This window comes from Desertihabitans brevis, from assembly GCF_003327535.1.
Taxonomy (GTDB): domain Bacteria; phylum Actinomycetota; class Actinomycetes; order Propionibacteriales; family Propionibacteriaceae; genus Desertihabitans; species Desertihabitans brevis.
In genome coordinates this window covers 1-23,797 of record NZ_QOUI01000008.1, presented here as the reverse complement: position 1 = coordinate 23,797, position 23,797 = coordinate 1, and the positions used below count along the sequence as shown (strand labels likewise).

Genomic DNA, 23,797 nt, shown 5'->3' with positions numbered 1-23,797 from the left:
GGAAGCGCAACAAATCCGTGACCTTGGGCTCCCGGGTCGTCAACGGACATGACAAGGGCCCCGTCCGCGTGGTGCGGACGGGGCCCCGGGTGTCGCTACGAGGCGCGGGCTCAGTGGCTGTGCGCGGCCTCGTCCTCGTCCTCGGGCTTCTCCACCACCAGGGTCTCGGTGGTGAGCAGCAGCGAGGCGATGGAAGCGGCGTTGGCCAGCGCGGAGCGGGTGACCTTGACCGGGTCGATGACACCGGCCGCGATCAGGTCGCCGTACTCGCCGGTGGCCGCGTTGTAGCCCTGGCCGGGCTCCAGCTCGGCGACCTTGGAGGTGATGACGTAGCCCTGCTCGCCACCGTTCTCGGCGATCCAGCGCAGCGGCTCGACGACGGCCTTCTGGACGAGCTTGACGCCCGCCAGCTCGTCGCCGGTGGCCCCCAGGCCGTCGGACAGCACCTTGGCGGCGTGGATGAGAGCGGAGCCGCCCCCGGCCACGATGCCCTCCTCGATGGCCGCCCGGGTGGCCGAGACGGCGTCCTCGATGCGGTGCTTCTTCTCCTTCAGCTCCACCTCGGTGGCGGCGCCGACCTTGATCACGCAGACACCGCCGGCCAGCTTCGCGACCCGCTCCTGGAGCTTCTCGCGGTCCCAGTCGGAGTCGGTGTTGGCGATCTCGGCCTGCAGCTGGGCCACCCGGTCGGCCACGGCGGAGGAGTCCCCGGCGCCGTCGACGATCGTGGTGTCGTCCTTGGTGACGACGACGCGGCGGGCGCGGCCGAGCACCTCCAGACCGACCTGGTCGAGCTTGAGGCCGACCTCGGGGGCGACGACCTGGCCACCGGTGAGGATCGCGATGTCCTCGAGCATGGCCTTGCGACGGTCACCGAAGGCCGGGGCCTTGACCGCGACGGAGGTGAAGGTGCCGCGGATCTTGTTGACCACCAGCGTCGACAGCGCCTCGCCGTCGACGTCCTCGGCCACGATGACCAGCGTGCCCGACGCACCGATGACCTTCTCCAGCAGCGGGAGGAGGTCGCTCATCGCGGAGATCTTGCCGGAGTGCAGGAGGATGTAGGGGTCCTCCAGCACGGCCTCCTGGCGCTCGGCGTCGGTGACCATGTAGCCGGAGATGTAGCCCTTGTCGAACTGCATGCCCTCGGTGAACTCGAGCTCGGTGCCGAAGGTGTTCGACTCGTCGACGGTGATGACACCGTCCTTGCCGACCTTGTCGAAGGCGTCGGCGATCAGGCCGCCGATCTCGGAGTCCCGGCTGGAGATGGTGGCCACCTGGGCCATGTCCTGGGTGGTCTGGACCTCACGGGCCAGCTCGCCCAGGCGGGCCTCGACGGCCTGGACGGCCTGGTCGATGCCGCGCTTGAGCCCGACCGGGTTGGCCCCGGCGGCGACCGCCCGCAGACCCTCGTGCACCAGGGCCTGCGCCAGCACGGTGGCCGTGGTGGTGCCGTCACCGGCGACGTCGTTGGTCTTGGTCGCGACCTCCTTGGCCAGCTGCGCGCCGAGGTTCTCGTAGGGGTCGCTGAGCTCGACGTCGCGGGCCACGGTGACACCATCGTTGGTGATGGTGGGCGCACCCCACTTCTTGTCGAGCACCACGTACCGGCCCTTGGGGCCGAGCGTGACCTTCACGGTGTTCGCGAGGATGTCGACACCGCGCTCGAGCGAGCGGCGGGCCTCCTCGTCGAACTGAAGGATCTTCGCCATGTGTGTTACTCCCTCAGTCGGTGCTGATCACTTGGTGACGACGGCGAGGATGTCCCGCGCGTTGAGCAGCAGCAGGTCCTTGTTGTCGTACTTGACCTCGGTGCCGCCGTACTTGCTGAAGATCACGGTGTCGCCCTCGGCGACGTCGAGCGGGACACGGTTGCCGTTGTCGTCCACGCGGCCGGGACCGGTGGCGAGCACCTTGCCCTCCTGCGGCTTCTCCTTGGCGGTGTCGGGAATGACCAGGCCAGAAGCGGTGGTCTGCTCGGCCTCCAGCGGCTCGACGAGGATGCGGTCCTCGAGCGGCTTGATCGTGACTGCCACGTCAAACCCCTTTCACGGGTGTCAGGTGTGTTCACATGTTCTGCAGCCGGGGCGTCGTCGCGGGTGCCGTCCCGAGCTGGCACACTCACGGTGAGAGTGCCAGCTCCGACTCTAGAAGGGGGTTAGCACTCGGTCAAGCCGAGTGCCAGAAGCGATGAGTCGGGCGTCCGAGGGAGGTCGGCACCGCCATGACGACACACACGCTGCAGGGCGACGGCGTCGCCCTGGTCTACGACGTGCACGGCCCACTGCCGACCGCCGACGGGCGTCCGCCGCTCGTGCTCATCGGCCAGCCGATGGACGCCACCGGCTTCCGTGCCCTCGTGGCCCGGATGCCCGAGCGCACCACGATCACCTACGACCCGCGCGGCATCGGTCGCAGCGTCCGCTCCGACGGGCGGGTCGAGGCCGACCCGCGGGTGCAGGCCGAGGACGTGCACCGGCTCGTCGCCGAGGTCGGCGGTCCGGTCGACCTGTTCGCCAGCAGCGGCGGCGCGGTGACGGCGCTGGCACTGGTCGCCGCCCACCCCGGCGACGTGCGGACGCTGGTGGCCCACGAGCCGCCGCTGGTCCGTCTGCTGCCCGATGCCGACGTCGTCCTGCGGGCGATGGCCGCGGTCCGTGCGGCCTACCGCGACCGCGGGTTCGGAGCCGGGATGGCCGCCTTCATGGCGCTGAGCAACGAACCCGGGGAGCTGGGCGAGGAGTTCCTCGAGCGGCCAGCTCCCGACCCGGCCGCCTTCGGGCTGCCGACCGAGGACGACGGCTCGCGGGAGGACCCGCTGCTCTCGGAGCGCTCGCAGCCGATCATCGACTTCGTCCCCGACGCCGAGGCACTGCGTGCCGCGCCGACCCGGGTCGTGCTCGCCGTCGGCGAGGAGTCGCGCGAGGTCCTCACCGGGCGGACGGCGGTCGCCGCAGCGGAGCTCCTCGGGCAGCAGGCCGCCGTCTTCCCCAGCCACCACGGCGGGTTCATGGACGGCGAGCACGGCTGGCCGGGCCAGCCCGACGCCTTCGCCGTGCGGCTGCGCGAGGTGCTCGACGCCGGTTGAGGACGCGGCGCGGCAGCCTCCGCCCGGCACATGTCCCCGCATTTGCTGGTTGACACAACAAAACCGGGGTGGTGGAGTGACGGCGTCGAGAGGATCCCCGTGCCCACCACCACTGACGCTGACACGCACGACACCGGCGCCGCGATCTGGCGCGACCCGAGCCGCCCCGCCGAGGAGCGCATCGACGCCCTCGTGGCGGCCATGACCCCGGCGGAGAAGCTGGCCCAGCTGGGCAGCCACTGGGCCGACCACCGCAGCCCCGACGAGGTCATCGCACCGATGCAGGACGTGATGTCGGCCGGCCGCGACACCTTCGAGGGCGCGGTCCGCGACGGCATCGGCCAGCTCACGCGCGTCTTCGGCACCGCCCCCGTCACCGCCCGGGAGGGGATGGCGAAGGTGCAGGCCTCCCAGCAGCACCTGCTCACCCGCACCCGCCTCGGCGTCCCGGCGGTGGTGCACGAGGAGTGCCTGACCGGGTTCACCGCCTACCAGGCCGCCGTCTACCCCACCTCGATGGCCTGGGCCGCCACCTTCCACCCCGAGCTGGTGCGCGAGATGGCGCACGCGATCGGCACCGACATGGCCGCCGTCGGCGTCCACCAGGGTCTGTCGCCGGTGCTCGACGTCGTCACCGACTACCGCTGGGGACGGGTCGAGGAGACCCTCGGCGAGGACCCCTACGTCGTCGCCACCCTGGCGACCGCCTACGTGCAGGGTCTGCAGGAGGGCGGCGTGCTCGCCACCCTCAAGCACTTCGCCGGGCACGCCACCTCCCGCGGTGGACGCAACCACGCGCCGGTCTCGATGGGCGTGCGGGAGCTCCGCGACCTGGTGCTGCCGCCGTTCGAGATGGCGGTCAAGGTCGGGCGCAGCGCCAGCGTGATGAACAGCTACACCGAGCTCGACCACGTCCCGGCCGCGGCCGACCGCTGGCTGCTCACCGACCTGCTCCGCGGCGAGTGGGGCTTCACCGGCACCGTGGTCTCCGACTACTGGGCGGTGCCCTTCCTCAAGGCCAAGCACGGCGTCGCCGCCACGGTGGCCGACGCCGCCCGGCTCGCGGTGCACGCCGGCATCGACGTCGAGCTGCCCGACCTGGCCGGCTACGCCCAGCTCGACCTCGACGACCCCGAGGTCGCCGCCGACGTCGAGATCGCGCTGCGCCGGGTGCTGCGCCAGAAGCTCGAGCTCGGTTTGCTCGACGAGGGCTGGACGCCCGCCGAGCCGGTCGACGTCGACCTGGACAGCCCGCGCAACCGTGACATCGCCCGCCGGCTGGCCGAGGAGTCGGTGGTGCTGCTGGCCGACGACCACACGGTGCTGCCGCTCTCCCCCGCCACCTCCCGGATCGCCGTCGTCGGGCCGTGCGTGGAGGATCCGGCGGCGCTCATGGGCGCCTACTCCTTCCCGCTGCACGTGCTGCCGCGTCACCCCGGGCTCGGGCTGGGCATCGAGGTGGCCCCGCTGCCCGAGGCGCTGCGCTCGGAGCTGCCCGGGACCGAGGTCGTCGTGCGGCCCGGCTGCCCGCTGGTCGAGCCGGACACCGGCCAGATCGCCGAGGCGGTCGAGGCGGCCCGCGACTGCGACGTCGTGCTGGCCGTGGTCGGCGACCGGGCGGGCATGTTCGGCAAGGGGACGTCCGGGGAGGGCTCGGACGCCCCCGGGTTGGACCTGCCCGGCGACCAGGTCGCGCTGGTCGAGGCGCTGCTCGGCACCGGCCGTCCGGTGGTGCTGGTGGTGGTCTCCGGGCGCCCCTACGCGCTGGGCGCCTTCGTCGACCGGGCCGCCGCGATCGTCCAGGCGTTCCTGCCCGGGTCGGAGGGGCCGGGGGCGATCGCCCGGGTGCTCACCGGGTCGGTCAACCCGAGCGGACACCTGCCGGTGCAGGTGCCGGCCACCGGCTCGGCGCTGCCGCACACCTACCTCGCCCCGCCGCTGGGCCAGGACGGCGACAAGATCAGCAACCTCAGCATCGCCGCCGCCTTCCCCTTCGGCCACGGGCTCTCCTACACCAGCTTCGAGGTGTCGGGTCCGGTGCTGGACGCCACCGAGGTGCCCACCGACGGCGCCGTCACCGCCACCGCGACCGTGACCAACACGGGCGAGCGGGCCGGGGCCACGGTCGTCCAGCTCTACGCCGCCGACCCGGTGGCGCAGGTGACCCGTCCGGTGCGCCAGCTGGTCGGCTACGCCCGGGTGCACCTGGAGCCGGGCGCCGGCGCCGAGGTGACCTTCGCCCTGCACACCGACCGGTTCTCCTTCACCGGACTGGAGCGCGCGCGGGTGGTGGAGCCCGGTGAGCTGGAGCTGTCGGTCGGCCGCTCGCTCGGCGACCTCACCGGCAGCGCCACCCTCACCCTCACCGGCCCCCTGCGCCGGGTAGGTTCGCGTCCGGTGCTGACCACCGACGTCAGCGTCCGCGCGATCCAGGAGGTGGCCGGGTGACCCGTGCCGAGCAGCTGAGCGCACCGTGCACCGTGCACGGCGAGGGCCCGGTCTGGGACGCCCGTGGCGACCGCCTGCTGGTGGTCGACATGCTGGCCGGCGTGGTCGTCGACCTCGCCCGTCCCGACCAGCCGGAGCGCAGCTCCGTCGGTACGGTCGCGGCGGCGCTGCGCCCGCGGCGCGACGGCGGGTTCGTGGTCGCGCTGGAGCACGGGTTCGCCCTCGTCGACGACGCGTTCGTCCAGCAGGGCGAGGAGACGGCCGCGCTGGACGACCCGGCCGTGCGGATGAACGACGGTGGCTGCGACCCGCAGGGCCGGTTCTACTGCGGGACCATGGCCTACGACTCCTCCCCCGGCGCCGGCACCCTCTACCGCTTCGACCCCGACCGACGGGTCGAGCCCGTGCTCACCGGGGTGACCATCTCCAACGGGCTGCAGTGGAGCGCGGACGGTCAGCGGGCCTTCTACAACGACACCCCGACCGGGCAGGTGGACGTCCTCGACTTCGACGCCGCGACCGGCACCTTCGGCGAGCGCCGTCGCTTCGCCGCGGTGACCGGCGACGGCGCGCCGGACGGGATGGCGATCGACGCCGAGGACGGCCTGTGGGTGGCGCTGTGGGGCGGCTCGCGGGTGGCCCGCTTCGACGCCGACGGCGCGCTGAGCGAGGTCGTCGAGCTGCCCGTCAGCCAGGTCACCGCCTGCGCCTTCGGCGGCCCGGACCTGTCGAGGCTGTTCATCACCACCTCCCGCGAGGGTCTGCCCGAGGGCGAGGAGCCCGGGGCCGGCGCCGTCTTCACCCTCGAGCCCGGCGTCCGCGGCGCCGAGCTCCACCCCTTCGCCGGCTGACCCAGCCCGACGCCCTGGGCCCGTGCCCACCGCACCCGGGAACGCGACCGGGCCCCCCGCGGTGTGCGCGGAGGGCCCGGTGCGGAGGATGCGTCGCGGGGTCAGCCGCGGGCGCCGACCAGGTGCTCGATCATCAGCTGCTGCAGCCGGACGAACCCGAATCCCTTGCCGTGGAAGTAGGCGTCGGCGTCGAAGTCCTCCCAGGCGGAGCGGTCGGCCAGCAGCTGGTCGTAGCCCTCGCCCTCGTCCAGCGTCGGCTGGCCCAGCTCGGCCACCTTGGCCGCCGCCAGCGCCTCCTGCACCTCCGGGTCGGCGCGGAACGCCTTGGCCCGCTCCTTGAGCAGCAGGTAGGTGCGCATGTTGGCCGCGACCGACTCCCAGATGCCGGCGTCGTCCTCGGTGCGGCTCGGCTTGTAGTCGAAGTGGCGCGGGCCGTCGTAGGCCGCGCCGCCGCCGGGGCCGCCGTTCTCCAGCAGGTCGACCAGCGAGAACGCGTTCTGCAGGTCGCCGTGGCCGAAGACCAGGTCCTGGTCGTACTTGATGGAGCGCTGGCCGTTGAGGTCGATGTGGAACAGCTTGCCGGCGTCGAGGGCCTGGGCCACCCCGGCGGTGAAGTTCAGCCCGGCCATCTGCTCGTGGCCGACCTCGGGGTTGAGCCCGACCAGCTCGGGCCGGTCCAGCGTCTCGATGAAGGCCAGCGCGTGACCCAGGGTCGGCAGCAGGATGTCGCCACGGGGCTCGTTCGGCTTCGGCTCGATCGCGAACCGCAGCCCGTAACCCTTGTCGGTGACGTACTGGGTGAGCAGGTTGACCGCCTCGCGGTAGCGCGCCAGCGCGGCCTGGACGTCCTTGGCGGTGTCGTACTCCGCGCCCTCGCGGCCACCCCACATGACGAAGGTCTCCGCGCCCAGCTCGGCGGCCAGGTCGACGTTGCGCAGCACCTTGCGCAGCGCGTAACGGCGCACCGCGCGGTCGTTGGAGGTGAACCCGCCGTCCTTGAAGACCGGCGCGGAGAAGAGGTTGGTGGTGATCATCGGCACGACGACGCCGGTGTCGGCCATGGCCTGCTTGAGCCGGTCGATCTGGCGCTGCCGCTCGGCGTCGGTGCTGCCGAAGGCGAACAGGTCGTCGTCGTGGAAGGTCAGCCCCCACGCCCCCGCCTCGGCCAGCTTCTCCACCGCCCGGACCACGTCGAGGTCGGCGCGGGTGGGACCGCCGAAGGGGTCCGCACCGGTGTAGCCGATGGTCCAGAGGCCGAACGAGAACTTGTCGGCCGGTGTCGGTGTGGTCGTCATCGAACCCTCCACGGTATTGTTGGCGCACCCAACATATGGGTGGCGCCCCGGGCTGTCAACGGACGGCTGGAGGTGTCGCCGCCGGGTCGGCCAGAATCGACGTCCACACGGCGGCGGAGGAGGGAGGCGAGGTGACCACGGTCCCCAGCGACCTGCTGACGGCCTCGCGCCTCGGCACCGGCCCCGCGCGCCCCAGCACGACCAACCTCACCCTGCTGCTCGAGCGGGTGCACCGCGGCGGTCCGGCCTCGCGGGCCCAGCTCACCCGGGAGAGCGGGCTCAACCGCTCCACGGTGGGAGCCCTGGTGACCGAGCTGGTCCGGCGCGGGCTCGTGGTCGAGGACGACCCCGACCCCACCCGGCAGGTCGGCCGTCCCAGCCCGATCGTGCGCTGCAGCCCCGAGGTGGCCGCGCTGGCCGTGGTGCCCGAGACCGACGCCGTGACCGTCGCGGTGGTCGACCTGGCCGGTGCGGTGCGACGGCGGTTCCGCTGCGAGACCGGCCACCCGCCGTCGGCGGCGGAGACCGTCGAGCTGGTGCGCGGCGTGCTCGACGAGGCCGCCGGGCCGTGGCAGCTCACCGGGCTGGGCCTCGCCGTGCCCGGTCTGGTGCGGGCCAGCGACGGGCTGGTGCGCTGGGCCCCGCACCTGGAGTGGCGGGACGAACCGCTGGGCACGATGCTCGGCGAGGCCACCGGGCTGGAGGTGCTGGCCGCCAACGACGCCAACGCCGGTGTGCTGGCCGAACACCTGTTCGGGGCGGCCCAGGACGCGACCCAGGTGCTCTACCTCAACGGCGGACCGAGCGGCATCGGGGGCGGCATCATCATCAACGGCGAGCTGGTGATGGGGGCGGAGGGGTATGCCGGGGAGTTCGGCCACACCCAGGTCGCCCCGGCCGGGGAGGAGTCCAGGGAGCTCGAGGCCTGGGTCAGCCGGCAGCGGCTGCTCGACCTGCTCGGGCTGGAGAGCGCCAGCGACGACGTGCTGGCCGACGCCCTGCGCCACGTCGAGGACGAGGCCCTGCAGGCGGAGGTGCTCCGCCAGCTCGATGCGCTGGCCCTCGGGGTGCGCGAGATGGTCAACGCGCTCAACCCCCAGCGGGTGGTGCTCGGCGGGTTCCTCGGCAGCCTCTTCGAGCGGGCCCCGGAGCACCTGCTGCGGGGGCTGCAGGCGCAGGCGCTGCGGCCGTCCTGGGAGTCGGTCTCGGTGGTCCGGGCCGCGCTCGGCAGCGACCTGCTGCTCGTCGGGGCGGCCGAGCTGGTCTTCCAGCGGGTGATCGAGCGCGCCAGCCTGACCGCCGCCTGACGCCCTCCTGCTGCCCCTCCCCCGACGGCCGCCTCCTTCCCGCGCGGTTCGAGGTACCAGCGGACGCTCGGGAGCGCGTCATCGCCTCGAACCGGACGAGGGCGTCGGCTCCTCCCCTGCGCGTTCGAGGTATCAGCGGACGGCCCGGAGTGCCGGATCACCTCGAACCGGACGGGAGGGTGGGCCTCAGGGCTCGCGGGTGGCGAGGACGGCACGGGCGCCGGCCGGGGTGCGGGTGAGCAGCAGGGTGATCTCCCCCGAGCCGGACGGCTTGAGCCGGCGACGCAGCTGGGCCGGGTCGAGCTCGAGCCCGCGCTTCTTGATCTCCAGCCGGCCGATGTCGTGGCGACGCAGCCAGGCCCGGACGTCCTTCTCCCGCCACGGCAGCACCTCCACCACCCGGAAGGAGTCGACGAACGGCGAGCCCACCGGGTGGTCGCTGCTGAGGTAGGCCACCCCCGGGTCGACCAGGTGCAGGTCGAGCTGCCCCGCGAGCAGCGCGATCCCACCGGCACGCACCACCGCACCGACCGGCTCGTGCACCCACGAGCCGATGTCGCCGACCCGCGCCCGCTCGCCCCGGCGGCCCGGCGGCACCACGAGCTGGTCCCCGCCCGGCAGCAGGGTGGCGACCCGGTGGTCGGGACGACTGCCGCGACCACCCCACAGGCAGACCTCGACGGTGCTGCCGCGGGCGGTGACCCACTCGGCCTCACAGCCCTCGGGCAGCACCGCGTGCGGGACGGCCGGGCCGAGCTTCACCGCGGCGGGCGCCTCGCGGGCCAGCAGCCGCTGCACCAGCGACCAGCTGGGGGTGAACCGCTCGACGTCGAACAGTCGTCCGCGGGCGTCGCGCCGGGCCGGGTCGCAGAAGGCCGCGACCTCGCCGTCGGGGCCGTCGAGCAGGCCGGGCGCGAGCGCCTCGGCGTCGCCCTCGACCACCTCGGCGTCCAGCCCGGCGAGGTTCGCGCGGGCCACCGCCGCGGTGGCCGGGTCGAGCTCGACGGCGACCACCCGCAATCCCGTCCGGGCCAGCGCGAGCGCATCCGAGCCGATCCCGCAGCCGAGGTCGACGACGGTGCGGACGCCGGTGGCGGCCAGCCGTGCGGCCCGGTGGGCGGCCACCTCGGGGCGGGAGGCCTGCTCCAGCCCGTCGGGGGTGAACAGCATCCCGGCGGCGGCGGCGCCGAACTTCGTCACCGCGCGGCGGCGCAGGCTCTCCTGGGCGCAGGCGGCCGAGGCGAGCGCGGGCTCCACCCGGCGGCGGACGGCGTCCAGCGCGGCCGGGCTGGTGAGGTCGGTCTGCTCGGCGGCCACCGCGAGCGCCGCCCGTCCCTCCGCCGAGGCGAGCCGGGCCACCAGGGCGGCGTCCACGCTCAGACCAGGACGCGGCTGACCGGCAGCCCGGAGTCGGCGCCCAGGTCGGACGGGGACGGCCGTCCGCCCGCCTTGACCACCTCGACCCCGAGGACGGCCATCATCGCGCCGTTGTCGGTGCACAGCGCCGGACGCGGGGTGCGCAGGGTGATTCCCGCCGCGGCGGCGCGCTCGGCCAGCAGCGCCCGCAGCCGGGAGTTCGCCGCCACCCCGCCGCCGACGAGCAGGTGGTCCGCGCCGACGTGGGCGCAGGCCTCGACCGCCTTGGCGCTGAGCACGTCGCAGACGGCCTCCTGGAAGGACGCGGCGACGTCGGCCAGCGGCACCTCCCGACCCTCCCGCTGGCAGGTCTCCACCCAGCGGGCCACCGCGGTCTTCAGCCCGGAGAAGGAGAAGTCGAAGCGGTGCCGCTCCAGGTCGCGCGGCGAGGTGAGCCCGCGCGGGAAGCGGATGGCGCGCGGGTCGCCGTCGGCGGCCACCCGGTCGATCACCGGACCACCGGGGTAGGACAGGCCCAGCACCCGGGCCACCTTGTCGTAGGCCTCGCCAGCGGCGTCGTCGATGGTCGAGCCGATCTCGGTGATGTCGGTCGCGATGTCGCCCACCCGCAGCAGCGAGGTGTGCCCGCCGGAGACCAGCAGCGCCACGCACGGTGTGGGCAGCGGGCCGTGGTCGAGCAGGTCGACCGCGACGTGCCCGGCGAGGTGGTTGAGCCCGTACAGCGGCTTGCCCAGCGCGGCCGCCAGCGCCTTCGCCCCGGCCAGCCCGACCACCAGGGCACCCATCAGCCCCGGCCCGGCGGTGACGCTGATGGCGTCCAGCTCGGACAGGTCGACGTCGGCCTTCGCGCAGGCCCGGCGCACGGCGGGCACCAGCGCCTGCAGGTGGGCCCGGCTGGCCACCTCCGGCACCACCCCGCCGAAGCGGACGTGCTGCTCCACGCTGGAGGCCACCTCGTTGGCCAGCAGGGTGTGCCCGGAGACGATGCCGACCCCGGTCTCGTCGCAGGAGGACTCGATGCCGAGGACCAAGGGCTGACCCGCTTCGCGGGAGGGCACCAGGGGCTGACCCGCTTCGCGGGAGGGCACCAGGGGCTGTCCCGCCTCGCGGGCCGGGCGCTCCACCTCAGTCGTCATCGTCGGCACCTCCCAGTCGGCAGCGCATCACCACGGCGTCGCTGCCGCGTCCGTAGTAGCCGGGTCGGCGGTCGATCTCGACGAACCCGGCGCGGGTGTAGACCGACAGCGCGGCGGCGTTGTCGGCCCGGACCTCCAGCATCATCCGCCGGGCGCCGCGCCGCCGGGCGGCCGCCATGGCGTGCCGCAGCAGCGCCGTGCCGAGGCCGTGGCGGCGCTCGGGGCCGAGCACCACGATCCGGTGCAGGTCGGCGACGTCGCCGACGGTCTGCGTGGTGGCGGCGGCGAGCAGCTCCCCGGCGCCGGAGCGGACCACCCAGACGTCGCGGTCACCGCCGTGCAGCTCCGCGGCCCAGGAGGACTCGCTCCACTGCTCGCGGGGGTCGAAGCTGGCCTCCTCGAGCTCGACCAGCAGCTCCAGGTCGTCCGGGCGTCCCCGGTCGATGTCGACGCTCACGCCCCGCTCCCGCGCCGCCCGCTGGCCGGCCGCACCCGCAGCCGGGGTGCCGGGGTGACCAGGGTGGACTTCGGCCGGCCCGGCACGGTGGCGTCGGGACGGCGCAGGTAGAGCGGCTCCAGACCGGCGTCGGGCAGCAGGTCCACCCCGGCGGCCAGCACCCCGGCGTCGAGGCTGCCCACCGCGGCGACGCTGCGGTCGGCGAGCTCGGCGTCGAGGTGCGCGCCCGGGCCGACCACGGGCAGCGCGGGCACCTGTGCGGCCGGGCCCACCTCCGGTCCGGAGGTACGGGTGCCGTCGGCGGCGTAGGTGGCCCGGTAGACCTCGCGGCGGCGGGCGTCGGTGACCACGACGAAGTCACCGGTGACGGCCTCGGCGCGGACGGCCTGCAGGGCGAGCACGTCGAGGCTGCACACGCCGGTGCACGGGAGGCCGAGCGCGAGCGCGAGGACCTCGGCGCTGGCGATGCCGACCCGCAGACCGGTGAAGGGGCCCGGACCGATGCCGACGACCACGCGGGTGAGGTCGTCCCAGCCGGCCCCGGCCTCCTCGAGCAGGGTCTGCACGAGCGGGGTGAGCTGTTCCACGTGGGCCCGGGTGTCGTCGTGGCTGCGGCTGGCCAGCACCTCGGTGCCGCGGGCCAGCCCGGCCGCGACCACGCCGGAGGTGTCCAGGCCGAGGGTGAGGCCGTCGGCGCGCGCGGTCACCGCTCGCCGCCCTGCGGGTCGAGGGACTGCAGGTCGACCCCGTCCCAACGGTCCCCGACCGGGGTGATGACGACGGTGCGGCTGTCGGGCCGGGTCCGGTCGGTGGCGTCGGCGTCGGTGGTGCGCAGGATCTCGATCTCCAGCCGGTCGTCGGAGAGCTGCTCGGCCCTGCCCCGGCCCCACTCCACCACGGTGACGCTGTGCTCGGCGCTGCTGTCGAGGTCGAGGTCGTCGACCTCCTCGGGCGAGCCGAGCCGGTAGGCGTCCACGTGCACCAGCCCGGGACGTCCACCGGTGGGGCGGTGCACCCGGGAGAGCACGAAGGTCGGCGAGATGACGGGGTCACCGACCCCGAGCCCCTCCCCCAGCCCCTGGGTGAGGGTGGTCTTGCCGGCGCCCAGCGGGCCGTCGGCCAGCACCACGTCGCCAGGACGCAGCAGCGCCGCGAGCCGGACGCCGAGGGCGTGCATGTCCTCGGCGCGCGGCACCTCGACCCGGACCGGGACGCGGCGGGCCAGCACCACGCCGTGGTCGCGCCGCTCCACCACCCGGTAGCCGTGCCGTCGCCACCACTGCTGCAGCCCGGGGAACTCGGCGCGGACGAAGAGCCGGACCTCGGTGCTGCCGCGGTCGGAGGCCAGCCGCTGCACGGCCTCGACCATCGCCCCGGCGATGCCGTGCTGCTGCACGTCGGGGTGCACCGAGACCCGCTGCAGGAACGCCGACGACCACGGGTCCTCGACCGGGCCGGCGGGGGTGAGCAGGATGACGCCGACCAGCCGGTCCGCCACCCAGGCGGTCACGCCGGTGCCCTCGGCCAGCAGCGCGGCGATGTTCCCGGCGGTCTCGCGCACGCCGGGGGCGGGCGGGTCGACCGGGGGTCGGGCCGCGAAGGCGGCCCGCACCACGGCGGCGATGGGCTCGGCGTCCTCGGCGGAGGCCAGCCAGAGCTCCCACTCCGGTCCGAGGGCTTCCGAGGCGGGCTGACCGGTGACGGTCAGGGCGGGCTCGGCAGTCATCATCGGGTCATCGTAGTGGCGGGCCCCCGACGGCCCCGGGACGCGGTCGCATCCCGGGAGCCGTCGGGCGACGGGCCTCAGGCACCCTCGTGCGCACGTCCCCGGCCGGAACGGGACCAGCCGCCGCGGGAGGGGCCGCGACCGCGCGGGCCGCCCTGGCCGCGACCGCCGGGACGCCGGCTGCTGCGGACCTTGACCGGCGGGGCGATGAGCGCCTCGTAGTCGCGGTCCTCGATCGCTGGGCGGGAGGGCTTGCGGGCCCCGGTCGCCCGGTAGACCCGCTCGTCGTCGGCGGAGACGTCGACGGCCATCGTCTTCACCCCGGCCTGCTTGACCAGCCGGGCGACCTCGCGGCGCTGGTGCGGCAGCGCCAGCGTGACGACCTGGCCCTCGCCACCGGCCCGGGCGGTGCGACCGGCCCGGTGCAGGTAGTCCTTCGGACCCATCGGCGGGTCGACCTGGAGCACCAGCGAGACCTCGTCGACGTGGATGCCGCGGGCGGCGACGTCGGTGGCGACCAGCACCGGCACGGTGCCGGCCTTGAAGGCCCCGAGGATGCGGCTGCGCGCGCCCTGGGTGAGCCCGCCGTGCAGCGCACCGGCCATCACCCCGGCCTCACGCAGCTGGCTGGCGACCCGGTCCGCGCCGCGCTGGGTGCGGACGAAGACCACGGTGCGGCCCTCGCGGTTGGCGACCTCGGCGGTGATGGACTGCTTCTCGGCCGGCTTCACCTGGAAGACGTGGTGGGCCATCGTGCTCACGGTGGCCTGACCGGAGTCGACCTCGTGGGTGACCGGGTCGTCCAGGTACTCCCTGACCACGGTGCCGACGCCGCGGTCGAGGGTGGCGGAGAACAGCAGCCGCTGCCCGCCGGCGGGGACGGTGTCCAGCACCCGGCGGACGTCGGGCAGGAAGCCCAGGTCGGCCATGTGGTCGGCCTCGTCGAGCACGGTGATCTCGACCGCGGTCAGGTCGGCCGCACCCTGGTCCATCAGGTCGATCAGCCGGCCGGGGGTGGCCACGACGACGTCCACGCCGCGGTCGAACGCCTTGAGCTGCGGGCCGTAGGCCATCCCGCCGGCCACCAGCACGACCGACAGCCCGAGGGTGCCGGCCAGCGGGGAGAGCACGTCGGCGACCTGCATGGCCAGCTCGCGGGTCGGCACCAGCACGACCCCGCGGGTGGTGCCGCGGGCGCCGCCGGCGAGCCGGCTGAGCATCGGCAGACCGAAGCCGAGCGTCTTGCCCGAGCCGGTCTGGCCACGGCCGAGGACGTCCCGGCCCGCGAGCGCGTCGGGGATGGTGGCGGCCTGGATCGGGAACGGGGTGGTGATCTGCTGGGCGGCCAGCGCGTTCACCAGCGCCGAGGGCAGGCCGAGGTCGGCGAAGCCCGGGCCCTCGACCACCACGGCGGTCCCGGGGTCGACCTCGGCGGCCGCGGTCGGCGTCCACTCCATCTGGTCGGCGTCGCCGCCCTCGTAGCCGGTCAGCTGCTGCCACTCCGGACGGTCCTCGCGGCGCTCGCGCCGGTCGTCGGCCCGGCTCCGCTCGGCGAAGCGGTGCGGGCGGGACTCGAAGCGGCGGGAGCCGTGCTGGTCGGCGGCGGGCCGGCTGGCGCGCCGGTGGTGGTCGCGGTCGTCACCACCGCGCTCGTCACGACGCTCGTCCCGGTCACGACGGCCGAAGCGGTCGTCACGGTCGCGACGCTCGAAGCGGTCGTCACGGTCACGGCGCTCGAAGCGGTCGTCACGGTCGCGACGCTCGAAGCGGTCTCGACGGTCGTCGCGCTCCCGGCGCTCGAACCGGTCGTCACGGTCACGGCGCTCGAACCGGTCGTCGCGGCGGTCGCCACGGTCGAAGCGGTCCGCCCGGCCGCGGTCGCCGTCGCGGCGCTCAGAGCGCTCGGGACGACGCTCGTCACGGTCGTCACGGTAGGGACGGCGCTCCTGGCGCTCGTCGCGGTGGGGACGACGCTCCTCGCGGTCGTCACGACGACCGGCGCCGGCCCGGTCGGTGGACCGGCGGTCGTCCCAGCGGTCGACCGACCGCGGCGCACGGCCGGGACCGGTGGCCTCGACCTCGCTGCGGGGACGTCCGCCGCCGCGTCGCGGGCCGTGGCCGCGGGCGGCGCGCTCGGCGGCGCTCCACCGCTGCTTCTTGCTGCCGTCGGCCTTGGTGTTCTTGGGGCCCTTGGTGGGGCGTGAGCTGGACTTGCTGGGCATGCCTGACTTCCATCCGGGCCGTTCGGCCCCTCGTGGGCACGTCGCACACCGACGCAAAGGGCGGGCATCGCCTGACATCGTTGCGGGTGGTCGACGGACCTCTAGCGCCCACGATGTCTGAGCCAGTCGGTGTGGATCTCCGACGGCGGCATCCGGCGCCTCACGTCCCGCACTGCGCTGCGCAGCCGGGACCCCTCACACTACCAGCCCGGGAGCCGGAATCCGAACCAGCGCGCGACGGGGATGGCACCATGGCACCAGCACCGCACCGGCCGGCGGGTCACCGAGGTGTCACCAGCCGTTGGTCGACCCGACGGCCGGGCGGGGGGTGGCTGTCACCGGTCGAGGATGGAGTCGTGGGTGTGCGCGTAGCGATCGTGACCGAAAGCTTCCTGCCCTCCGTCAACGGCGTCACCCACTCGGTGATGCGGGTCCTCGAGCACCTCCGCGACCGTGGCGACGACGCCGTGGTGGTCGCCCCCTCGAGCAACGGCCAGGTGCCGCGGACCTATGCGGGCTTCCCGGTCGTGGCCGCCCCCTCGGCGAACCTCCCCGGCTACCCGGACCTGCCCTTCGGCTTCCCGACCAGCCTGCGGCTGGAGGAGGTCTTCGAGGACTTCCGTCCCGACGTCGTGCACGTGGCCGCGCCGATCAGCATGGGCCACAAGGCCATCATGGTGGCCAACCGGATGGACCTGCCGAGCGTGGCGATCTACCAGACCGAGTACGCCTCCTTCGCCTCCCGCTACTGGATGCACCGCGCCCAGCCGGTGATCTGGTGGCGGGTCCGCGCCAGCCACTCGCTGGCCACGATGACCCTCGCGCCCTCGTCCTACACCCGCCAGGAGCTGGTCAACCGCGGCATCCCGCGGGTGGGGCTGTGGGGCCGCGGCGTCGACACCACCCGCTTCCAGCCGGCGAAGCGGGACGAGACCTGGCGCCGCACGGTCGCGCCGGGTGGTGAGCGGATCATCGGCTACGTCGGCCGGCTGGCCGCGGAGAAGCAGGTCGAGGACCTCGCGGTGCTCGCCGACCTGCCGAACACCCGGCTGGTGGTGGTCGGCCACGGCCCGACCCGCGAGGAGCTGGAGCAGCGTCTACCCACCGCCCACTTCACCGGCCAGCTGACCGGGGAGGACCTGCCGCGGGTGCTGGCCAGCATGGACGTCTTCGTGCACCCGGGCGAGCTGGAGACCTTCTGCCAGTCGATCCAGGAGGCCCTGGCCAGCGGCGTCCCCGCCGTCGCGCCGGCCAGGGGTGGGCCGATCGACCTGATCGACCCCAGCCACACCGGCTGGCTCTACCCGCCCGGGGACCTGGCGACGCTGCGCAGCCAGGTGCAGGACCTGGTGGGTGACGACCGTAAGCGGCACGCCTTCAGCCGCGCCGCCCGCGCCGCCGTCCGCGGCCGCACCTGGGACGAGGTCTGCGCCCGGCTGGTCGAGCACTACCAGGCCGCCATCCGCGCCCACCGCGTCCAGCGCGTCGGCTGAGCAGGGCGCCGGCCTAGCCGGCGTTGCGGGCGACGCGGACCAGCAGGGCGTCGATCACCTCGTCCACCTGGACGTGGTGCTCGATCAGCGCCATGTGGCCGGAGTTCTCCAGCACCAGTGCGTCCGCCCCCGGGAGCAGCTCGATGATCACCTGGGTGTGCTCGATCGGGGTGATGGCGTCGTCCTCGCCGCCGATCACGGCGGTCTCCACCCCGGCCAGCACGGGGAACGAGCCGGTCTCGTCGAGGTCGCGGAAGGCCGGGTAGAAGTCGCCCACCACCTCCAGCGGGATCTCGCCGAGCATCTCGCTGACGAACTCCACGTACTGGGCGGGCACCTCGCTGCCGAAGGCGAGCTGCTTGGTCGCCACGAACCCGAGGTCGGAGCCGGCCCAGCGGCTGTGGGTGACCAGGTCGGGGACGCGGTTGAGCAGCGCCAGCGCCGGCTCCACCACCCGGGAGAAGGTGCGGCCCGGGATGCCCCGGATCGGCGAGTGCTCGGCCATGTCGGCCGGTGAGGTGGAGATCAGCACCACCCCGCCGACGAGCTCGCCGAACAGCTCGGGGTGGCGGCGGGCCAGGTTCATGATCGTCATGCCGCCCATCGAGTGCCCGACCAGGACGGCGGGTCCGCTCACCCCGGTCTGCTGCAGCACCGCGAGCAGGTCGTCGCCCAGCTGGTCGATCCGGCAGGTCTCCGGAGCGGCCCGCGGTGAGCGTCCGTGGCTGCGCTGGTCGTAGAGCACCAGCCGGGCCCGTCCCCGCAGGTGCTTGCGCTGGAAGTGGAAGCAGTCGAGGGAGAGCGCGTAGCCGTGCACCAGCACCACCGTCAGCTCCGGGTGCACGGGCCCGCTGCCGGGGGCGGGCTGGTGGTCGGCGAGCTCGTCGATCTCGGTGTGCAGGTCGAGCCCGTCGGAGGTGCGGACCGGCGGGCCGTCGGAACGGAGCGAGAAGAAGTCCTCCCGCGGCGTCCGCTCGGTGCGGAACCGGCTCCCGACGACCCGCCGCTCGAGCTCGAGCCCGGCGGCGATCCCGCCGGCACCGAGGGCCGCGAGCCCGGCGACCATGCCGACCGCCCGCGCCACCGCACCGCCGTCGCGTCGGCGGGCGGCGCGCGTCACGGCGGGCGCCGGCACCGCCGGCACCACCCGGTCGCGTCTCACCGCTGCCGCTCCCGGTCTGCGCCACCCCGGCGCGGGCGCGCGGAACCGGGCAGGACGCTGGTGCTCATCCGGGGTCGGCCTCCTGGCTGGACGGACGGGTCAGGGGGTGGGGGTGCCGCCGACGTGGCGCCGGGGAACCCGCGCCCCGACCCTGGTGACGATCTCGTACCCGATCGTGCCACACACCCGGCCCCACTCCTCCGCGGTCGGTGCCGGCTCGGCCCCGAACAGCACCACCTCGTCCCCGACCCGGTCCTGCGCGTCGGGGCCGAGCTCGACGACGAACTGGTCCATGCAGATCCGGCCGCGGACCGGGGCTCGCCGGCCACCCACCCACACCTCGGCCACCGAACCGGCGTGGCGCGGGACGCCGTCGCCGTAGCCGAGCGGGACGAGCCCGACCACGGTGTCGTGCGGCGCCACCCAGGTGTGGCCGTAGGAGACCCCGCCGCCGGCGCGGACCGGCTTGACGTTGACCAGCTGGGCGCGCAGCCGCATCACCGGGCGCAGCGCCACCCCGGCCGACGCGGCCACCCCGTCGCCGGGGTCGACCCCGAAGGTGGCGATCCCGACCCGGACCAGCTGGTGACGGCTGCGGGGCAGCTGCAGCGCCCCGGCGGAGTTGGCCAGGTGGTTGGTACGCGGGTCCAGCCCCTCGGCCCGGGCGACGGCCAGCGCCTCGTCGAAGGCGTCCAGCTGGGCCGCGACGCTGGGGTGGTCGAGCTCTTCGGCGCTGGCGAGGTGGGACCACACGCCGACCACCTCGACCGCACCGAACCGCTCGGCCTCCGCGGCTGCGCCCACCACGGCGGGCCAGTCGTCGGGGTGCGCTCCGTTGCGGTGCAGGCCGGTGTCGATCTTGAGGTGGACGCGGGCGGTGCGCTCGGCGGTGGCGGCGGCGGCCACCAGGTCGCCCACCTGCTCCACCGAGGACGCCGACACGTCGACGTCGGAGGCGACCAGCGCCGTCAGGTCCTCCTCCGGCCCGTACAGCCAGCACAGCAGACGTCCCGTGTCGCCGGCCTCGCGCAGCGCCATCGCCTCCCCCGGCGTGGCCACCCCGAGCCAGCGGACGCCGACGGCCCGGGCGGCCCGCGCGCAGGCCATCAGCCCGTGGCCGTAGCCGTCGGCCTTGATGACGGCCATCAGCTCGGCCGGGGCGACGTGCGCCGCCAGCGCGGTCAGGTTGGCGGCGTAGGCGTCGAGGTCGATGTCGGCCGAGGCGGTGACCGGGTCGATCCATCCGCCGACGGGCTGGGCGTCCATCCGGCCATTCTGCCGTGCGGGGGCAGCGCCGGTCGGCCCGTCCGGCCTGCGTCCGAGGGCGGCGACCGCGCTCACCGGGTCAGCTCGGCGACGACGTCCGCGACGGCACCGACGACGTGCTGCGGCGGGTGCGGCCCCGGTCGCCGGGCGGCGGCGAGCGCCTGCAGGGACGCCCCCACGACCGCGGCGTCGCCGGCCGGCAGTCCGGCGGCCAGCAGGGCACCGCACAGACCGGCGAGGACGTCGCCCGACCCCGCCTGCCCGGTCCAGGCCGGCCCAGGCACGGCCAGGTCGACCGGCGGCGCGTCGGTCCCGTCGTCGGAGCGCGGGTGGGCGACGTACTGGGTGCCGCCCTTGAGCAGCACGGTGGCCCGGTACCGGTCGGCGGCCTCCTGCGCGGCCTCGTCCGGGTGGGACTCGACCCACTCCCGGTCGACGTCGCGCTGGAGCAGCCGGGTGAGCTCGCCGGCGTGCGGGGTGAGCAGCCAGCGGTCGGGTGCGGGGCGTTCGCCGCCGCCGTCGAGCATGGCCGCCAGCACCGCCAGCGCGTCGGCGTCCAGCAGCAGGGCCGAGCCCTCCCCGGCGACCCGGTCGAAGGCCTGCCGCAGCCGGTCCTCGGCGTCCTGGCCGCTGCCCCAGCCCGAGCCGAGCACCAGCGCCTGCACCCGGCCGTCGGCGGCGACGACGTTGGGCACCTCGGTGGTGACGGTGGCCGAGCCGAGGTAGCGCACCATCCCCGCGCCGCCGTGGACGGCGCCGAGGACGCCGAGCAGGGCGGCCCCGGGGTACTGCTCCGACCCGGTGTCCAGACCGACCACGCCGCGGGTGTACTTGTGGTCGGTCGGCCCGGGCACGGGGTAGGCCGCGGCCACGTCGGCGGCCTGCCACTGCCGCAGCGCCGGCGCCGGCAGCGTCAGCCCGAGGTCGACCACCTCGACCGGGCCGCACCGTTCGCGCGCCGGGCTGGTGAGGTGGGCGATCCTGGAGGTGCCGAAGGTGACCGTCCGCGCGGCCCGGAAGGACCGGTCGGCCCGGCTCGCGTCGGCCTGGAGGCCCGACGGGAGGTCGACCGCCAGCACGGGCGGCGCACCGGGCCCGTCCAGCGCATCGGCCAGGACGGCGACGTCGTCGGGCAGCCCGCCCCGGCTGCCCAGACCGAGGACGCCGTCGACCACGAGGTCGAGCCGTCCGGCGGTGAGCGCGGGCACCAGCTCGTCGCGGGCGAGGAAGCGGGCGCCGGCCCGTCGGCAGGCCCGCTCGCCGCCGACGTGCAGACCGCGCTCGGAGGTGGCGCCGACCCACACCTCGACGCCGCGGGCGCGCAGCCGGGCCCCGGCGAACAGGGCGTCGCCGCCGTTGTTCCCGCTGCCGGCCAGGACGAGCACCCGGGCGCCGTAGCGGCGGGGCAGCATCCGCAACGCGGTGGCGGCCACGGCGGCGGCCGCGGTCTGCATCAGCTCACCCGGGTCACGCCCGAGCACCTCCAGCTCGGCCATCCGGGCCTCCTCGGCGCGGCGGACGTCCTCGGCACGGTGGGCGCTCAGCATGGGTCCTCCGGGGTCGGGTGAGGGTGCGCCCTCAAGCCTCGCAGACGACCATCGCCACCGCGTGCCCGGCGTCGTGGGAGATCGACAGGTGGGTGCGGATGATGCCGAGCGCCTCGGCACGGGCCAGCACCGTGCCGCGGAGCAGGAACGACGGCGCGCCGTTGGCGTCGGCGACCACCTCGGCGTCGTGCCAGGACAGCCCGCCGGGGGCGAACAGCGCCTTGGCCAGCGCCTCCTTGGCCGCGAACCGACCGGCCCGGGAGGCCAGCGACAGGCCGGCCTCCCGCGGTGTCAGGCAGCGGCGGGTCAGCGCGGGGTGGCGCCGCTCGGCCGCTTCGAACCGGGCGATCTCGCAGAGGTCGACCCCGACACCGACGATCACCGTCGGCTCCCCGTGCCCACCGCGTTCACTCGACCGTGACGGACTTGGCGAGGTTGCGCGGCTGGTCGACGTCGTGGCCCTTGAGGGTGGCCAGCTCGCAGGCGAACACCTGCAGCGGGACGATGGCCAGCATCGGCTGGAGCAGGGTGGAGACCGAGGGCAGCCGGATCAGCGTGTCGGCGTAGGGCCGCGGTTCGGAGTCGTCGAGCTCGGCCAGCACGATCGTGCGGGCGCCGCGGGCCCGCACCTCCTGGATGTTGGAGACCACCTTGTCGTGCAGCATGTCCCGACCGCGGGGCGGCACCACGACGAACATCGGCAGCCGGTCCTGGATCAGCGCGATCGGGCCGTGCTTGAGCTCGCCGGCGGCGAACCCCTCGGCGTGGATGTAGGCCAGCTCCTTGAGCTTGAGCGCGCCCTCGAGCGCGATCGGGTAGCCGACGTGACGGCCGAGGAAGAGCACCGACGGCGCGTCGACCAGCTCCTGGGCGAGCTCGCGGGCCTGGTCGGTGGTGGAGTCGAGGACGTGCTGGATCTGCCCGGGCAGCGCCTCGAGCTCCGCCAGCACCGCCTTGATCTCGTCGCCGAACTTGGTGCCGTGCACCTGCGCCAGGTAGAGCCCGAGCAGGTAGCAGGCGACCACCTGGGTGAGGAAGCCCTTGGTGGAGGCGACCGCGATCTCCGGCCCGGCGTGGGTGTAGATGACGGCGTCGGCCTCCCGCGGGATGGTGGAGCCGTTGGTGTTGCAGATGGCGAGCACCTTGGCCTTCTGCTGCTGCGCGTGCCGGATCGCCATCAGGGTGTCGGCGGTCTCGCCGGACTGGCTGATGGCCACCACCAGGGTGCTGGGGCTGACGATCGGGTCGCGGTAGCGGAACTCGCTGGCCAGCTCGACCTCGCAGGGGATGCGGGTCCAGTGCTCGATGGCGTACTTGGCGACCAGGCCGGCGTAGGAGGCCGTCCCGCACGCGATGATGATGATCTTGTCGATGCGGCGGAGCTCGTCGGTGCTGATGCGGACCTCGTCCAGCACCAGCTCGCCGTCCTCGCCCAGCCGGCCGAGCAGGGTGTCGGCGACGGCCTTCGGCTGCTCGAAGATCTCCTTGCGCATGAACCAGTCGTAGCCGCCCTTCTCCGCGGCCGAGAGGTCCCACTCGACGCGGAACGGCTTGCAGGCGGCGGGCTCGCCGGCGAAGTCGGTGACGGTCCAGGAGTCGGCCGTGATGACGACCAGCTGGTCCTGACCGAGCTCGACCGCCTCGCGGGTGTGCTCGATGAAGGCGGCGACGTCGGAGGCGACGAAGTTCTCGCCCTCCCCGAGCCCGACCACCAGCGGGCTGTTGCGGCGGGCGGCCACGACGGTGCCGGGGTCCTCGGCGTCGACGGCGACGAGGGTGAACGCGCCCTCGAGACGACGGCACACCGCACGCATCGCCCCGGCGAGGTCGGCACCGCCGTCCAGCTCGGCCCCGAGCAGGTGGGCGACGACCTCGGTGTCGGTCTGGGACAGGAAGTGGATCCCAGCGCCCTCGAGCTCGGCGCGCAGGCTCATGAAGTTCTCGATGATGCCGTTGTGGATGACGGCCACCCGGCCCGAGTCCGCCACGTGCGGGTGGGCGTTGACGTCGTTCGGGGCGCCGTGGGTGGCCCAGCGGGTGTGGCCGATCCCGGTACCGGCGTCCGGCAGCGGCTGCTCGGCGATGGCGGCCTCGAGGTTGGCCAGCTTGCCGGACTTCTTGGCCACCGCCAGCCGACCGTCGGCGGCGATCGCGATGCCGGCCGAGTCGTAGCCGCGGTACTCCATGCGCCGCAGGCCCTCGACGACGACCTCCGAGGCGCTCTTGGCTCCGACGTACCCGACGATTCCGCACATGCGCTCCACCCTAGGGCCTGGCCGCGGCCGCGCCGAACGAGCGCGACGGCGTCGCACGGTCGAGCGGCTTCTGCGAAGTGCCCTGACAACGCACGAGGCCCCCGTCACCAGAAATGGTGCGGGGGCCTTCGTGTGTGGTTGTCCGGCGGCGTCCTAGTCTCCCACAC

The 23,797-nt window shown here is 74.4% G+C and carries 19 protein-coding genes; 5 read left to right on the top strand and 14 right to left on the bottom strand.

Annotation, left to right across the window (positions count from 1 at the left end; translation table 11 throughout):
* Positions 1–110: 110 nt before the first annotated feature.
* Positions 111–1,712: a chaperonin GroEL gene (gene groL / locus DT076_RS13180; protein WP_114127161.1), complete on the bottom strand. Its 1,602-nt coding sequence runs from the start codon at positions 1,710–1,712 to the stop codon at positions 111–113.
* A 27-nt stretch (positions 1,713–1,739) separates the two neighbouring features.
* Complete coding sequence (gene groES / locus DT076_RS13175; RefSeq protein ID WP_114127160.1) at positions 1,740–2,036, bottom strand: co-chaperone GroES; 297 nt, start codon at positions 2,034–2,036, stop codon at positions 1,740–1,742.
* Positions 2,037–2,224: 188 nt separating this feature from the next.
* Between groES and DT076_RS13170 the strand changes: the two genes are divergently transcribed.
* From DT076_RS13170 to DT076_RS13160, 3 genes are all read left to right on the top strand, one after another.
* Positions 2,225–3,088, top strand: a complete 864-nt coding sequence (locus tag DT076_RS13170) for an alpha/beta fold hydrolase (RefSeq protein WP_114127159.1) — start codon at positions 2,225–2,227, stop codon at positions 3,086–3,088.
* A gap of 99 nt (positions 3,089–3,187) precedes the next feature.
* Positions 3,188–5,536 (top strand): glycoside hydrolase family 3 N-terminal domain-containing protein, encoded by a 2,349-nt coding sequence (locus DT076_RS13165; RefSeq protein WP_233493949.1) that lies wholly within the window; start codon positions 3,188–3,190, stop codon positions 5,534–5,536.
* Positions 5,533–6,387: an SMP-30/gluconolactonase/LRE family protein gene (locus tag DT076_RS13160; RefSeq protein WP_114127157.1), complete on the top strand. Its 855-nt coding sequence runs from the start codon at positions 5,533–5,535 to the stop codon at positions 6,385–6,387. Before DT076_RS13165 ends, DT076_RS13160 begins: the two co-directional genes overlap by 4 nt.
* A gap of 101 nt (positions 6,388–6,488) precedes the next feature.
* On the opposite strand, the gene xylA is transcribed toward DT076_RS13160, so the two are convergent.
* Positions 6,489–7,682 carry a xylose isomerase gene (gene xylA, locus DT076_RS13155; protein WP_114127156.1) on the bottom strand — a complete coding sequence of 398 codons (1,194 nt, stop codon included), beginning with the start codon at positions 7,680–7,682 and terminating at the stop codon, positions 6,489–6,491.
* Positions 7,683–7,813: 131 nt separating this feature from the next.
* Here xylA and DT076_RS13150 point away from each other — a divergent pair, with 131 nt between their 5' ends.
* Positions 7,814–8,989: an ROK family transcriptional regulator gene (locus DT076_RS13150; protein WP_199539177.1), complete on the top strand. Its 1,176-nt coding sequence runs from the start codon at positions 7,814–7,816 to the stop codon at positions 8,987–8,989.
* Positions 8,990–9,175: 186 nt separating this feature from the next.
* Here DT076_RS13150 and DT076_RS13145 read toward each other — a convergent pair whose 3' ends face one another.
* The 6 genes from DT076_RS13145 to DT076_RS20020 all read right to left on the bottom strand — a co-directional run bounded on the left by DT076_RS13145 (position 9,176) and on the right by DT076_RS20020 (position 15,907).
* Positions 9,176–10,363, bottom strand: a complete 1,188-nt coding sequence (locus tag DT076_RS13145) for a class I SAM-dependent methyltransferase (RefSeq protein WP_114127154.1) — start codon at positions 10,361–10,363, stop codon at positions 9,176–9,178.
* A 2-nt stretch (positions 10,364–10,365) separates the two neighbouring features.
* A complete protein-coding gene (tsaD, locus tag DT076_RS13140; RefSeq protein ID WP_114127153.1) occupies positions 10,366–11,502 on the bottom strand; it encodes a tRNA (adenosine(37)-N6)-threonylcarbamoyltransferase complex transferase subunit TsaD in 1,137 nt (378 codons plus the stop codon).
* On the bottom strand, positions 11,492–11,959 hold the full coding sequence (gene rimI, locus DT076_RS13135) for a ribosomal protein S18-alanine N-acetyltransferase (protein ID WP_114127152.1): 468 nt from the start codon (positions 11,957–11,959) through the stop codon (positions 11,492–11,494). Before rimI ends, tsaD begins: the two co-directional genes overlap by 11 nt.
* Positions 11,956–12,666: a tRNA (adenosine(37)-N6)-threonylcarbamoyltransferase complex dimerization subunit type 1 TsaB gene (tsaB, locus tag DT076_RS13130; protein ID WP_114127151.1), complete on the bottom strand. Its 711-nt coding sequence runs from the start codon at positions 12,664–12,666 to the stop codon at positions 11,956–11,958. Before tsaB ends, rimI begins: the two co-directional genes overlap by 4 nt.
* On the bottom strand, positions 12,663–13,688 hold the full coding sequence (tsaE, locus tag DT076_RS13125) for a tRNA (adenosine(37)-N6)-threonylcarbamoyltransferase complex ATPase subunit type 1 TsaE (RefSeq protein WP_233493948.1): 1,026 nt from the start codon (positions 13,686–13,688) through the stop codon (positions 12,663–12,665). The genes tsaB and tsaE overlap by 4 nt, the downstream gene beginning before the upstream one ends.
* Before the next feature lie 74 nt (positions 13,689–13,762).
* On the bottom strand, positions 13,763–15,907 hold the full coding sequence (locus tag DT076_RS20020; RefSeq protein ID WP_114127150.1) for a DEAD/DEAH box helicase: 2,145 nt from the start codon (positions 15,905–15,907) through the stop codon (positions 13,763–13,765).
* Positions 15,908–16,269: 362 nt separating this feature from the next.
* Here DT076_RS20020 and DT076_RS13115 point away from each other — a divergent pair, with 362 nt between their 5' ends.
* Positions 16,270–17,400 (top strand): glycosyltransferase family 4 protein, encoded by a 1,131-nt coding sequence (locus DT076_RS13115; RefSeq protein WP_114127293.1) that lies wholly within the window; start codon positions 16,270–16,272, stop codon positions 17,398–17,400.
* Between the two features lie 13 nt (positions 17,401–17,413).
* Here the strand turns inward: DT076_RS13115 and DT076_RS13110 are convergent, their stop codons facing one another.
* The 5 genes from DT076_RS13110 to glmS form a co-directional block, all read right to left on the bottom strand.
* Positions 17,414–18,562, bottom strand: a complete 1,149-nt coding sequence (locus DT076_RS13110) for an alpha/beta fold hydrolase (RefSeq protein ID WP_114127149.1) — start codon at positions 18,560–18,562, stop codon at positions 17,414–17,416.
* Between the two features lie 99 nt (positions 18,563–18,661).
* Positions 18,662–19,828 (bottom strand): alanine racemase, encoded by a 1,167-nt coding sequence (gene alr, locus DT076_RS13105; protein ID WP_114127148.1) that lies wholly within the window; start codon positions 19,826–19,828, stop codon positions 18,662–18,664.
* A 71-nt stretch (positions 19,829–19,899) separates the two neighbouring features.
* On the bottom strand, positions 19,900–21,375 hold the full coding sequence (locus DT076_RS13100) for a bifunctional ADP-dependent NAD(P)H-hydrate dehydratase/NAD(P)H-hydrate epimerase (protein WP_114127147.1): 1,476 nt from the start codon (positions 21,373–21,375) through the stop codon (positions 19,900–19,902).
* Between the two features lie 31 nt (positions 21,376–21,406).
* The gene (locus tag DT076_RS13095) at positions 21,407–21,757 is read right to left on the bottom strand and encodes a holo-ACP synthase (protein ID WP_114127146.1); all 351 of its coding nucleotides are present in this window, start codon (positions 21,755–21,757) and stop codon (positions 21,407–21,409) included.
* Between the two features lie 25 nt (positions 21,758–21,782).
* Positions 21,783–23,630, bottom strand: a complete 1,848-nt coding sequence (glmS, locus tag DT076_RS13090) for a glutamine--fructose-6-phosphate transaminase (isomerizing) (RefSeq protein ID WP_114127145.1) — start codon at positions 23,628–23,630, stop codon at positions 21,783–21,785.
* Between the last annotated feature and the right edge of the window lie 167 nt (positions 23,631–23,797).

Bases quoted from the DNA above. Each gene is read 5' to 3' on its own strand.
- DT076_RS13100 (WP_114127147.1), bottom strand. From the start codon at position 21,375: ATGCTGAGCGCCCACCGTGCCGAGGACGTCCGCCGCGCCGAGGAGGCC.
- groL (WP_114127161.1), bottom strand. From the start codon at position 1,712: ATGGCGAAGATCCTTCAGTTCGACGAGGAGGCCCGCCGCTCGCTCGAG.
- DT076_RS20020 (WP_114127150.1), bottom strand. From the start codon at position 15,907: ATGCCCAGCAAGTCCAGCTCACGCCCCACCAAGGGCCCCAAGAACACC.
- tsaD (WP_114127153.1), bottom strand. From the start codon at position 11,502: ATGACGACTGAGGTGGAGCGCCCGGCCCGCGAGGCGGGACAGCCCCTG.
- tsaE (WP_233493948.1), bottom strand. From the start codon at position 13,688: ATGATGACTGCCGAGCCCGCCCTGACCGTCACCGGTCAGCCCGCCTCG.
- xylA (WP_114127156.1), bottom strand. From the start codon at position 7,682: ATGACGACCACACCGACACCGGCCGACAAGTTCTCGTTCGGCCTCTGG.
- alr (WP_114127148.1), bottom strand. From the start codon at position 19,828: ATGGACGCCCAGCCCGTCGGCGGATGGATCGACCCGGTCACCGCCTCG.
- DT076_RS13170 (WP_114127159.1), top strand. From the start codon at position 2,225: ATGACGACACACACGCTGCAGGGCGACGGCGTCGCCCTGGTCTACGAC.
- glmS (WP_114127145.1), bottom strand. From the start codon at position 23,630: ATGTGCGGAATCGTCGGGTACGTCGGAGCCAAGAGCGCCTCGGAGGTC.